The organism is Thiothrix sp. (assembly GCF_028714775.1).
Taxonomy (GTDB): Bacteria; Pseudomonadota; Gammaproteobacteria; order Thiotrichales; family Thiotrichaceae; genus Thiothrix.
This window is the reverse complement of the sequence record NZ_JAQTLS010000007.1, coordinates 151,101-161,777: the sequence shown is the minus strand read 5'-3', so window position 1 is coordinate 161,777 and position 10,677 is coordinate 151,101. Positions and strand designations below refer to the sequence as shown.

General features: G+C 53.2%; 13 protein-coding genes. 4 read left to right on the top strand and 9 right to left on the bottom strand.

What is annotated here, in order from left to right; all coding sequences use genetic code 11:
- Nucleotides 1-4: 4 nt before the first annotated feature.
- From thiL to PHE17_RS08285, 3 genes are all read left to right on the top strand, one after another.
- On the top strand, nucleotides 5-958 hold the full coding sequence (thiL, locus tag PHE17_RS08295; RefSeq protein WP_301015357.1) for a thiamine-phosphate kinase: 954 nt from the start codon (nucleotides 5-7) through the stop codon (nucleotides 956-958).
- A gap of 72 nt (nucleotides 959-1,030) precedes the next feature.
- A complete protein-coding gene (locus tag PHE17_RS08290) occupies nucleotides 1,031-1,627 on the top strand; it encodes an SPOR domain-containing protein (RefSeq protein ID WP_301015356.1) in 597 nt (198 codons plus the stop codon).
- 97 nt (nucleotides 1,628-1,724) lie between these two features.
- The gene (locus tag PHE17_RS08285; protein WP_301015355.1) at nucleotides 1,725-2,396 is read left to right on the top strand and encodes a DUF4124 domain-containing protein; all 672 of its coding nucleotides are present in this window, start codon (nucleotides 1,725-1,727) and stop codon (nucleotides 2,394-2,396) included.
- On the opposite strand, the gene argB is transcribed toward PHE17_RS08285, so the two are convergent.
- Genes argB through coaBC form a run of 4 tightly spaced genes read right to left on the bottom strand, consistent with a single transcriptional unit; the run spans nucleotide 2,317 to nucleotide 5,164 of the window.
- Complete coding sequence (gene argB / locus PHE17_RS08280; protein ID WP_301015354.1) at nucleotides 2,317-3,201, bottom strand: acetylglutamate kinase; 885 nt, start codon at nucleotides 3,199-3,201, stop codon at nucleotides 2,317-2,319. The two genes, PHE17_RS08285 and argB, sit on opposite strands and share 80 nt — an antisense overlap.
- The gene (locus PHE17_RS08275; protein WP_301015352.1) at nucleotides 3,182-3,499 is read right to left on the bottom strand and encodes a DUF3144 domain-containing protein; all 318 of its coding nucleotides are present in this window, start codon (nucleotides 3,497-3,499) and stop codon (nucleotides 3,182-3,184) included. Before PHE17_RS08275 ends, argB begins: the two co-directional genes overlap by 20 nt.
- A 2-nt stretch (nucleotides 3,500-3,501) precedes the next feature.
- Nucleotides 3,502-3,957 (bottom strand): dUTP diphosphatase, encoded by a 456-nt coding sequence (gene dut / locus PHE17_RS08270; RefSeq protein ID WP_301015351.1) that lies wholly within the window; start codon nucleotides 3,955-3,957, stop codon nucleotides 3,502-3,504.
- Nucleotides 3,944-5,164, bottom strand: a complete 1,221-nt coding sequence (gene coaBC / locus PHE17_RS08265) for a bifunctional phosphopantothenoylcysteine decarboxylase/phosphopantothenate--cysteine ligase CoaBC (protein ID WP_301015350.1) — start codon at nucleotides 5,162-5,164, stop codon at nucleotides 3,944-3,946. Before coaBC ends, dut begins: the two co-directional genes overlap by 14 nt.
- Before the next feature lie 41 nt (nucleotides 5,165-5,205).
- Here coaBC and radC point away from each other — a divergent pair, with 41 nt between their 5' ends.
- The gene (gene radC, locus PHE17_RS08260) at nucleotides 5,206-5,877 is read left to right on the top strand and encodes a DNA repair protein RadC (protein WP_301015349.1); all 672 of its coding nucleotides are present in this window, start codon (nucleotides 5,206-5,208) and stop codon (nucleotides 5,875-5,877) included.
- An 11-nt stretch (nucleotides 5,878-5,888) separates the two neighbouring features.
- Here radC and PHE17_RS08255 read toward each other — a convergent pair whose 3' ends face one another.
- From PHE17_RS08255 to PHE17_RS08235, 5 genes are all read right to left on the bottom strand, one after another.
- A complete protein-coding gene (locus PHE17_RS08255) occupies nucleotides 5,889-6,287 on the bottom strand; it encodes a type II toxin-antitoxin system VapC family toxin (protein WP_301015348.1) in 399 nt (132 codons plus the stop codon).
- Nucleotides 6,284-6,517, bottom strand: a complete 234-nt coding sequence (locus PHE17_RS08250; protein ID WP_301015347.1) for an AbrB/MazE/SpoVT family DNA-binding domain-containing protein — start codon at nucleotides 6,515-6,517, stop codon at nucleotides 6,284-6,286. Before PHE17_RS08250 ends, PHE17_RS08255 begins: the two co-directional genes overlap by 4 nt.
- A gap of 80 nt (nucleotides 6,518-6,597) precedes the next feature.
- Nucleotides 6,598-8,454, bottom strand: a complete 1,857-nt coding sequence (locus PHE17_RS08245) for a tetratricopeptide repeat protein (RefSeq protein WP_301015346.1) — start codon at nucleotides 8,452-8,454, stop codon at nucleotides 6,598-6,600.
- A complete protein-coding gene (locus tag PHE17_RS08240; protein ID WP_301015345.1) occupies nucleotides 8,379-8,999 on the bottom strand; it encodes a hypothetical protein in 621 nt (206 codons plus the stop codon). Before PHE17_RS08240 ends, PHE17_RS08245 begins: the two co-directional genes overlap by 76 nt.
- A gap of 198 nt (nucleotides 9,000-9,197) precedes the next feature.
- Nucleotides 9,198-10,634, bottom strand: coding sequence for an FAD-binding oxidoreductase (locus PHE17_RS08235; RefSeq protein ID WP_301015344.1), 1,437 nt, complete (start codon nucleotides 10,632-10,634; stop codon nucleotides 9,198-9,200).
- Between the last annotated feature and the right edge of the window lie 43 nt (nucleotides 10,635-10,677).

Here is a 10,677-nt window from a genome sequence, read left to right as displayed (position 1 = left end):
TCCCATGTCTGAATTCGACCTCATCCGCGATTATTTCCACTGGCAAGGTGCGCCAGATTCCGTGCGCATCGGTGTTGGTGACGATGCTGCTATCCTGCGCCTTCCGCCCAAGCGTGAGCTGGTCATTTCTGTCGATACCTTTAATGCGGGTATCCATTTCCCACCCGAAACGCCGCCCCACGCGATTGGTTACAAAGCCTTGGCGGTAAACTTAAGTGATTTGGCGGCGATGGGGGCAGAGCCTGCGTGGTTTACGCTTGCGATTTCCATGCCCGAGGCGAACCGCGAGTGGATCAGCGAATTTGCCCGTGGGATGCGGGAATTGGCGCAACAGCACGGCATTTTTCTCATTGGGGGAGACACCACCCGTGGCGCATTGAGCATTACCGTGCAGGTGATGGGGTTTGTGCCGACAGGGGGCGGGTTGTTACGCAGTGCCGCACAGGATGGCGACCTGATTTGCGTTTCGGGCACATTGGGGGATGCGGCAGCAGGTTTAGCAGTGGTGCAACAGCGGTTGCAAATGCCTGTGGAGGCTGCGGAATACTGCGTCAGGCGGCTCAATTACCCGACGCCGCGCAATGTGTTGGCAGGTGTTTTGGGCGAATATGCCCATGCTTGTATGGATATTTCTGACGGTCTGCTGGGGGATTTGGGGCATATCCTCAAGGCTTCAGGGTTGGGGGCGCGGCTGGATCACGCTTGTTTGCCATTTTCACCCGCTTTGTTGCAACTGCCGGAAGAACAACGTTTGGGGTTTGCCCTGACGGGCGGTGATGATTATGAATTGCTGTTTACCTTGCCAGCGGAAGCATTCGGGCAAGTTCAGCAAGCAGCAGGTGAGCTGGGTGTTAAAATTACCGCTATTGGAAAAATGGATAAGAATCAACAGGGATTGTTGGTGAATTACGCTTTTTCTGATAAAAGGCGTGGATACGATCACTTTTCCTCGAATTGAATCCTTGTTTAGGAAACTTTGGAAATATAAGATTGTCTATCAAAACTACAACTACTTAGGGCGAAAAAACTTATGCAAAGCAAAGCAAAATTGGGGGCAGCCAGCCTTACTCTGGCGGTATTTATGTCTGGTTGCGCACCGATGCCGGGAGCTACTCCGCAGGCATCTGCAACGGGTGACTACGGTAATACCAGCACGGCCTATAATGCGGGTGGATCGACTGGGTATGATTACGGCACGGGCACAACGGCTCCTGCTGCAAGTACGGGTTCATCTTACTACGATTATGGCAACGGCTCGACGACAGGCGGAAGCACGTCTGGTTCTGGCTACGACAGCTATTACGGTGGCAGCAGCACTACTGGCACGTCTGGTACTTCCGGCAGTTACTATGACTACAGCGGTTCCGGTTCGTCTTCTTACGGTTCCGGCGGCGGTAGCAATGGCAGTGCAACAGGTTCATACGCTGTGCAAGTAATTGCCAGCCCGAACCGCAATACCGCCGAAGCAATGCGCAGCCAGATGCAATCAGCCGGTTTTACTGCTGTGATTGATCAGGTTGGCGGTTACTATAAAGTGCGTATCCCTTACAGCAGCGCGAGTGAAGCTAAAGCCAGCTTAGGGCGCGTCCGTTCTACAGTGCCGGACGCCTTCTACACCACCCGCTAATCGTTTGTGTGAGTGTATCCCGCTTCCATCCGGTTTCGAGGGAAAGCCGGGTGGGATGCGGGGTTTATAATAAAAATTCTAAACCATGGTTCGCGATGTGAAACCCACCTATATCCTATCTTTCATCTGCCTGTCGTGTTTTTCCATTTGCGCCGACGCCGGTTTATACCGTTGGGTGGATGCGAATGGCGAAGTCCAATATTCGGATGTCATTCCCCCGTCGGTCGCGCCGCAAGGTCATCGTGAATTGGACGGGCAGGGCATGACCATCAAGACGGTTCCTGCACCGCCGACCCCGGAAGAAATCGCCGAAAAAAAGCGTAAGGAAACGCTGGAAAAGCTAAAGGCTGAAAAGGAAAACGAACAGCAACAGCGCGATACCTACTTGCTGTCGAATTATGCTTCTGTTGCAGAACTGGAGGCGGTATTCAAAAGCAAATTAGAGTTGCTGGATAAGAACACCAAAACCATGCAAGAACGGCGTGATTCGCTAAAAACCCGTATAGATACCGCCAAAAAGCAGCTTGAAGGACTAAAGAAAGCTTCCCAACGCAAAACGCTGGAAAGCTATCTGAGTGAGGCGGAAGCAACGTTGGTAAGTTACGATCATGCGTTGGAAGAAAACCAGACCGAGCATGAAAGCCTTAGCCAGCATTACGAAAAGGACAAGGCACGTTTGGCTGAACTGCTCAGCGCGTCATCATCGTCCCCACACCCTGATCCGTCAGCAACTCCAGCAACACCGCGTGCGGAACCCGCCCATCAATAATGCTGGCGCTTTTCGCCCCGGCAGCGAGCGCGTCGGTTGCACAACTCAGTTTGGGTAACATGCCGCCGTGGATCGTACCGTCCGCAATCAAATCCTGAATGTCTTGTTGGCTGAGCACTTCCAGTAACGTGCCATTTTTGTCCAGCACGCCCGGCGTATTGGTCAGCAGCAGCAAACGTTCGGCATTCAGTACCTCCGCCATTTTCCCTGCCACGATGTCAGCATTGATGTTGTAGCTTGTGCCATCTTTGCCCACGCCAATTGGTGCAATCACGGGGATGAAACGGTCTTCTTCCAACATCCGCACCACGCTGGCGTCAATTTCGATGACTTCGCCGACGTGTCCGAGGTCGATGATTTCGGAAGGCTGGTTTTCAACCGCTTTGCGTTCCAACACCATTTTGCGGGCAAGGATCATGTTGCCATCTTTGCCGGTCAAACCGATGGCGCGTCCGCCTGCTTGGTTGATCATGTTAACGATCTGTTTATTGACCAGCCCGCCCAGCACCATCAGCACTACATCCATCGTTTCGGCATCGGTAACGCGCATCCCGTCAATGAAATGACTTTCTTTGCCGATTTGTTTCAACAGGTTGCCGATTTGCGGGCCACCGCCGTGGACGACTACCGGGTTGATGCCGACTTGTTTCAGCAGCACGATGTCGCGGGCGAAACTTTGTTGCAGCGCCGGGTCAGTCATGGCATTGCCGCCGTATTTGACCACAATGGTTTTGCCGGAATATTTCTGGATGTAGGGCAGCGCCTCCATCAGGATGGCGGCAGTATTATTCGGGTTGCTGTTCATGCTTGATGTAAACCTTGTAGTTGTCGCGGAAGTCACGCAGGTTGTCGCCCAGCATATGGCGGAACTGCTTGCTGAGGTAATCCATGCTTTCATCCATGTCTTCGATGAATTCTGCCCGGTCAAGGGAAGAGGACGCGACCACGAAAGCATTGAAGCGGGTGGCGGCAAAGAGCATGGCTGCGCCGATTTTACCCGCATCTGCCGTTTCCAGCGAGCCGTTCGCTAAAGTGATGAATTGCTCCGCCAAGTCCCAGAATTGCTGGTCGTTGTCTTGCGTGCTCGCTTCTTTCTTGCTCATATTCAATGTGTCCCTGAATGCCCGAAGCCGCCTTCGCCCCGGTGTGATTGGTCGAAATCTTCCACTTGTTGCAACGCGACTTGCACCACTGGCACGAATACCAGTTGCGCAACACGTTCGCCGGGTTGGATGGTGAAACTGTCCTTGCCACGGTTCCAGCAGGAAATCAGCAACTGCCCCTGATAGTCGGAGTCGATCAAACCCACCAAATTGCCCAGCACAATGCCGTGTTTATGCCCAAGCCCAGAACGCGGCAAAATCACCGCCGCAAGGCCGGGGTCGCCGATGTGGATGGCAAGCCCGGTGGGGATTAGCGTGGTGTCCCCTGGATTCAGCACAATGGCGTCGTCGAGGCAGGCGCGTAAGTCCATACCTGCGGAGCCAGCGGTGGCGTAGTCGGGGAGGGGGAATGCAGTGCCGATGCGGGGGTCGAGGATTTTGTATTCAATCCGGGTCATCTGAGGTTTTCCGTTGCTTGTAGTGTGCGGCGACGAGTGCCATCAATTCTTCGGCAAGGCGTTGCTTGCTCATTTCTGGGAACGAATGATGCCCGTCTTTCCACACAACTTCCAGTGCATTGGTAGGCTGGTCGAAGGCTTTGCCATCTGCGACAGAATTGGCGGCGATCATGTCGATGCCTTTGCGTTCCAGTTTGCTGCGGGCGTATTCCATCAGGTCGTGGGTTTCAGCCGCAAAGCCTACGGTAAACAGGTGCGGGTGTTCGCGCTTGATGGTCGCCAGTATGTCGGTGGTGCGCTTCATCTCGATGCTTAAGGTTTCGGCATTCTTTTTGATTTTGCGTCCCGCGACTTCCATCGGGGTGTAATCGGCAACGGCGGCGGTGGCGATGAACAGGTTCGCCTGTTGTGCCTGTTCGCAGGTGGCTTTGAGCATGTCGGCGGCGGATTCGGTGAGGATGCGCTTCACCCCCGGCGGGCATTCGAGCGCAACCGGGCCGGAAACCAGCACCACTTCCGCACCCATTTTAGCGGCGGCTAATGCCACGGCGTAACCCATCTTACCGGAACTGCGGTTGGTGAGGAAACGTACCGGGTCAATCGGTTCGCGGGTCGGACCTGCGGTAATCAGCACCCGCGTGCCGTGCAACGCTTGGCTGGTGGCGCAACAGGTTTCCAGTGTTTGCACCAATTCGGCAGCTTCCAACATCCGCCCCAAACCTGTATCACCGCAGGCTTGTTCGCCTTCACCGGGGCCAAAGACACGGATGCCGCGTTCCTGCAAGATGCGGATATTGTGCTGGGTTGCGGGGTTTCTCCACATCTGCTGGTTCATGGCGGGCGCAACCGCCAGCGGTGCTTTGCTGGCAAGGCAAACCGTATTCAACAAATCATCCGCCAGCCCGTAAGTCAGGCGTGCCAAGGTATTCGCTGTCGCCGGGGCAATCAGGATGGCATCCGCCCAACGCGCCAGCTCAATATGCCCCATGCCCAATTCGGCTTGCGGATCGAGCAATTCGGTGTGTACCGGGTTGCCGGACAGGGCTTGCAGGGTCAGCGGGGTAATGAATTCTTGCGCGGCGGCAGTCATGCACACCCGCACGTTTGCGCCTTGCTTGCGTAACAGGCGTACCAGTTCGGCGGATTTATAGGCGGCGATACCGCCACTTATCCCTAAAAGGATGTTTTTGCCGGGGAGGAATGACATAAGATTTGCGTCCGAACCCAATAAATAAAAAGCGAAACACTATGGCAATTACTGACTGGCCTTTGGATGAACGTCCGCGTGAAAAACTGCTGTCACGCGGTGCACACGCCTTGTCCGATGCGGAATTGCTGGCAATTTTCCTGCGTGTCGGGATCAGGGGCAAAACCGCCGTTGATCTGGCTCGCGAGCTATTGCAAGGATTCGGTAGTTTACGACAATTGTTTGATGCAGACGCACAAAAATTTTGTGCAGTGCAAGGTATGGGCGAAGCCAAGTATGTGCAACTGCAAGCGGTGCTGGAAATGTCACGCCGCTATCTGGGGGAAAAGCTGCGGCGTGGCGACCCGATGGTTGACCCGGAGGCGGTGCGTTTCTACCTGACTTCCAAGCTGCGTGATTACCATTTCGAGGTGTTTTCTTGCCTGTTTTTGGATAACCGCCATCGGGTGATCCAGTACGAGGAAATGTTCCGGGGCACGATTGATGGCGCATCGGTGCATCCGCGTGAAGTGGTGCGGCGGGCGCTGCACCACAATGCTGCTGCGGTAATTTTCGCGCATAACCACCCGTCCGGCGTGGCGGAACCCAGCCAAGCGGATGAACGCATCACCAAAAAGCTGAAAGATGCGCTGCACCTGATTGATGTGCGGGTGCTGGATCACTTTGTGGTGGGGGATCAGGTGGTGTCGTTTGCGGAGAGGGGGATGTTGTAGGAGGTTCTAGCTTAACCCAACAGTTTGAAGGTGGCTGCGCCAGCCGCTTTGCGGTCAAATGTGACGGTATGGCTTGCACCTAGGCGTTGATGAGTGCGTCCGATGAGGTAATCGGAAAAGTCGGCGTTGCCCTGCACATAATCTTGCCATGCCAGAATAGCCAAATCTGCCGATTCCACCTGAAACTCTTGGCAGGTGAGAATGGCATTCAGCGTTTCTGCCACTTGTTCCCGCGAATAGTGATAGGCGCGTGAAAGCACCCAGCCCACTTCGCACAGCACGATATGACTGATAATGCCGGGGCTGTTGGAGGAAAGCTGCTGTTCAATGAAAGCACTTGCTACTTCTGCCTGTGCGGGGTCATCTTGCGTGAGATAGCGCACCAATACGTTGGTATCCAAGCCGATCATGGGGTGATGGCCTGCGTGATGGCGTTATCCATGGCCTCCAGTGTTACTGGTTTGGCAGGCTTGGGCAGCATTCCTTTCAAGGTGCGTACCGGGCGTGTGACAGGCAGTAGGAACAGGCGTCCGTTGTCGGCAAACACAAATTCGATACGGTCGCCGGGATTTAAATGCAGGGCATCCCGTGCCGTTTTGGGGATGGTGACTTGTCCTTTGCTGGTCAATGTTGCTAGCATAATCTTACCTGCCTTATCATTTCTTACTGAATTTTAGTGTAGCAGAATGTAAGGAAGTGAATAAGCCTGTAAGTCGATTTTCAGCCCGATGTTTCTGGCTCTTCCGTTTGCTCCATCTGTTGTGCCAGCATCTCCCAGCCTTGCAGCCCATCGGATAGGCTGAGTTGTCCAGCTATACTTTCCAGTGCTTGAAGTGCTTGCGCTAAATTAATCTGTTTAGCGATGCTGTAGACTTTGAGCCATTTCCGTTTTGCTTCGTCTTGTTCACAATTTTTCCAGTGTATAGCTGCGATGTTAAACAAGGTTGCACATAAACCTGCCTTATCTCCAATTTCCTGCTGAATGACGAGTGACTGTTGCAGGTATTCGAGAGCAGTGTTGTAGTTGCCGCGTATGTCATAGATTTGTGAGATATTATTGAGCGTTATGCCCATGCCTTTTTTATCTCCAATTTCCTGCGTAATGCTGAGTGATCTTTTAAAGTATTCGAGGGCAACATCGAAGTCGCCGCGAGCATAATAGATTCGTGAAATATTGTTGAGCGTGGTGCTTTCACCAAATTTGTCACCTATTCTCTGCTGAATAGCGAGCGACCTTTTTATGAACTTGAGTGCGGTGTCGTAGTCGTTACGATCATGGTGGATTTGCGAGATATTGTTGAGTGTTATGCCTTCGCCGAATTTATCGCCGATTTTCTGTTGAATGGCAAGTGACTTTTTGAGGAACTCAAGTGCCGTGTCGTAGTCGCCACGGTTATGATGGATTTGCGAGATATTGTTGAGTGTTATGCTTTCGCCGGATTTGTCGTCGATTTTCTGTTGAATGATGATTGATTTATTGAAGAGGTCAAGCGCGGTGTTATAGTCGCAACGAGTACAGTAGATTTGCGAGATATTGTTGATCGTCGTGCCCTCGCCGAATTGGTCGCCGATTTCTTCCAAAATCTGGAGTGAACGTGTTAGTAGTGGTTCTAACGTTATCCATTGCCCAGCTAGGTGGAACATTTCACGGTATTTGCCTACCCAATAGGGGGTTTTGGGACGGGCAATGGCTTCCAGATGGTACGCACCTTCGTTGATGGCTTCCGTGTGTTCTTCCGTCAATTCGCGGGCTGATGTGAGGGCCTGTAGCTTGCGGTCATAGTGCTCGAACAAGTATTGGTGGATATTGCGGTAAAGAGTTGCTTCGCGTTCAAGGTATTCCATTTGCAGGTAATCACGCATGACCGCGTGCAGGAAATACCGATCTGCTTGTTTCGTCCAAAAGGAATAAGTGGTCAGTTCATGCAAGCTGATGACGGCTGCGCCACCCAGAAATTTTCCCGATAAATTGAGGAACAAGGTTGCATCTAGCCATCGCGGATAAGCGGCAACCCGCAAGGCACTGCGCATGGCGTCCGGCAAGTGGCTGATGAAGCGGGCGAGTATTTCGGGTTCTTTGCCTCCGTAATCTTGCACTTGCGGAATGATGCCGCGCCGTTTGCTGCCTTCGTATTGGTCAACCTGCAAACTGAGGTAAAATGGAACACCTTTGGCACTTTCCACAATCCGGGTGCGGATGTCATCTTCCACAATCGGTACGGCTTGCAAGAAGCTGTCGGCATCCGTATCTGTCAGGTTATCGAGTGGGTAGGGCGTAATGATGTCCTGCCACTCAGCCGGGTCATGGTTTGCCCAAGTGAGTGTTTCGCGTCCTAACATGACGTGCAACACACCGGGTGTTTCTCCAACCAGTTTCCGCACCCACTTATCCACTAACGGGTCGGTTTTGTTGGGGCTGTCACGCCACAAGGCTTCGTAGGTGTCATACAGCAACACGATGCGCCGTTGCGGGGCATTGACAGTGTTATGTAACCAGCCGTCTACATCTGCACCGAAGTACACCACCAATTTTTCTTCCAGTTGGTATTGGGGCAGTGCTTCCAGCCCTTGCAACAAGTCATTGCCGCGCCGTTCCAGCCATTGTTGCAGGATGCGTTTTTCAGACGCTCAATGGCTTTGCTGATCAATGGTAAACCTGTCACGGTTTCAGCAATGGATGCTAAACTTTGCAACAAATCGTGTGGTTGCCGGAACAGTTCGGGGTGGCTGGTTTCCAGATTACGTCCTGCCTGCGTGATGGCGAAGTAACGCGCAAATGCTGTGTCAAAAGCAGGAAACCACAACTTACTGGTTTCTGCCAATTGCAGGCGCAATGCCAGTAATGCTGCAATGGGGTGGCGTTTGTTGCCATCCTCAAAATCGAGTTTTGCCCATGCGTGCTGTTGCGTGTCTGAGGTGGGGACAGTTTGGAGGTATTGTTCAAACTGCCCGCACAGTGCTGATTTACCTTGCCCACCGATCCCGGAAAAGTTCAGCACCCGGTATTCATCTGCTGCTTGCCGTGTGCTGTATTGCGTGGCAAATAAAGCACGGGCTTCATCACGGTCGGTGAATATGCGCTTGGCAGTGAATGAACTACGGCGATGGCTGGGAGCTGGCATACGCGGTCTCGCAGAAAAGATGGGGTAAGTTTACCAAGGCGTAATGTTAAGGGGGGAATTTATTAGGCGGTTTTGTTCGTAACGGTGTGCGGGTTACGGGTTTTACTGGGAAACTGCCCGCAGTAACGTTTTGGATAAAGGGATGGCTACGGTGTTGTTGGATCAAGCCGTAGCCTATGGTTTGCGGCTTTCTGCTTTTTACACACGCACACTCTGCGGATGCCGGATCACATTATCCGGGTCAAGCTTGCGTTTCAGCGCCTGTAAGCGCGGATAATTCGCCCCGTAATACGCCGTTTCCCACGCCTTGATTTCCACGTCGGGGTAATTGCGGTAATGCGCCTTGATACCACCTGCCGCGAACATCCCCTGTATTTCACGCACCACCTGTTCCGCGTCCTTGGTTTGGGTGGGCTTGTCGTAATAGGTCTGCAATTCGCCCAAGAAGCCAAATTTACGGTGTGGGTAAGCTGCCGTGCTTTCCAGCGCCGGGTTGTTAATTGCCCCGCCCAAGGTGTTGATCTGCAACAGCGTGGTCATTTTGGGGGCGGCGATTTTCTTGCAAATGGCGGGCAGCAAGGCTTTCAGGTCATTGAAACCGTTGTAATAACCAGCGGAGACGTTTTTGAAATACATCGGTTCCGTACCGCCCCGGTAACGCTGGATGCCAGTGAGGAACTGATCTTGGCGCGGCGTCATAATGTCACTTGCGCCGGTTTTCAGCTTGGCAAGGATAATTTTGAGTTCCGCCGTTGGGGTAGGGTTGGTGTCGGTCAGCAACACAGTCAGTTGTTTGCCGTTCAGCACCCATGCCGAATAGCAGGTATTGGGCAAGGTTTTCATCAGCCCAAACCAGCGTTCCGCCAATTGGGTAGCAGCTTCGGGCGTCAAGTTGCGGTATTTGTAACGGTAGCCGCTAAAGGTCGCGGGTGCGGGTTGGGTTTTGAATTCCATCTCGGTAATGATGCCGAAATTACCATTGCCGCCGCCTTTGCACGCCCATAGCAGTTCCGGGTCATCCTTGGAGTCGAGCAAGTTACCTTTGCCATCGACTAGGCGTACCCGTTGCAAGTGGTCGCAAGTCAGGCCGTATTGGCGGGCGAAAAAGCCATAGCCGCCGCCCAAGGTTAAGCCTCCTGCCCCGACGCTTGCACAAGAACCCGCTGGCAGTAAACGCCCGTGCATATTTAGGAAACCGTACACGTTTTCCAGTTTCGCCCCCGGTTGCACGGTCAGCACTTTGCTGGCTTGGTCGTAGCGCGGCATGTTCATGCCCGACAGGTCAATCATTAACCCGCCGTCATTGGTGGAAAAGCCTTCAAAGCTGTGCCCACCACTTTTGACCGCGACTGGCAAGTTCGCCTGACGTGCGTACAGGATCGCTTCTTGCACCCCTTTTTCATTGGCGCAAACCGCGATGATTTTGGGCATGGCAGTAATGCGCTTATTGAAAATCTGGCGGTGTTTGAGGTAGTCGGCGTCATTGCGCAACAAGAAACGCACATTGCTGTTGGAAACGGCGGCATTGTCAGCGCTTGCGCTGATGGGGTGGTAAAAGGCAGGTATGCTCGCGGCGATTGCTAGGGAATCCAGCAGGAATTTGCGGCGGGCGGGGTGAAGTAAAGTTGTGCTCATAGCGGTGCTCCCTGATTTTTTCTAAGTGTAGAAGGAATCAGGT

What these genes read in the sequence shown, in the direction of transcription:
- radC (WP_301015349.1), top strand. Translation starts at nt 5,206, where the DNA reads ATGGCAATTACTGACTGGCCTTTGGATGAACGTCCGCGTGAAAAACTG.
- PHE17_RS08275 (WP_301015352.1), bottom strand. Translation starts at nt 3,499, where the DNA reads ATGAGCAAGAAAGAAGCGAGCACGCAAGACAACGACCAGCAATTCTGG.
- PHE17_RS08235 (WP_301015344.1), bottom strand. Translation starts at nt 10,634, where the DNA reads ATGAGCACAACTTTACTTCACCCCGCCCGCCGCAAATTCCTGCTGGAT.
- PHE17_RS08240 (WP_301015345.1), bottom strand. Translation starts at nt 8,999, where the DNA reads ATGCCAGCTCCCAGCCATCGCCGTAGTTCATTCACTGCCAAGCGCATA.
- coaBC (WP_301015350.1), bottom strand. Translation starts at nt 5,164, where the DNA reads ATGTCATTCCTCCCCGGCAAAAACATCCTTTTAGGGATAAGTGGCGGT.
- PHE17_RS08255 (WP_301015348.1), bottom strand. Translation starts at nt 6,287, where the DNA reads ATGATCGGCTTGGATACCAACGTATTGGTGCGCTATCTCACGCAAGAT.
- argB (WP_301015354.1), bottom strand. Translation starts at nt 3,201, where the DNA reads ATGAACAGCAACCCGAATAATACTGCCGCCATCCTGATGGAGGCGCTG.
- dut (WP_301015351.1), bottom strand. Translation starts at nt 3,957, where the DNA reads ATGACCCGGATTGAATACAAAATCCTCGACCCCCGCATCGGCACTGCA.
- PHE17_RS08290 (WP_301015356.1), top strand. Translation starts at nt 1,031, where the DNA reads ATGCAAAGCAAAGCAAAATTGGGGGCAGCCAGCCTTACTCTGGCGGTA.
- PHE17_RS08250 (WP_301015347.1), bottom strand. Translation starts at nt 6,517, where the DNA reads ATGCTAGCAACATTGACCAGCAAAGGACAAGTCACCATCCCCAAAACG.
- thiL (WP_301015357.1), top strand. Translation starts at nt 5, where the DNA reads ATGTCTGAATTCGACCTCATCCGCGATTATTTCCACTGGCAAGGTGCG.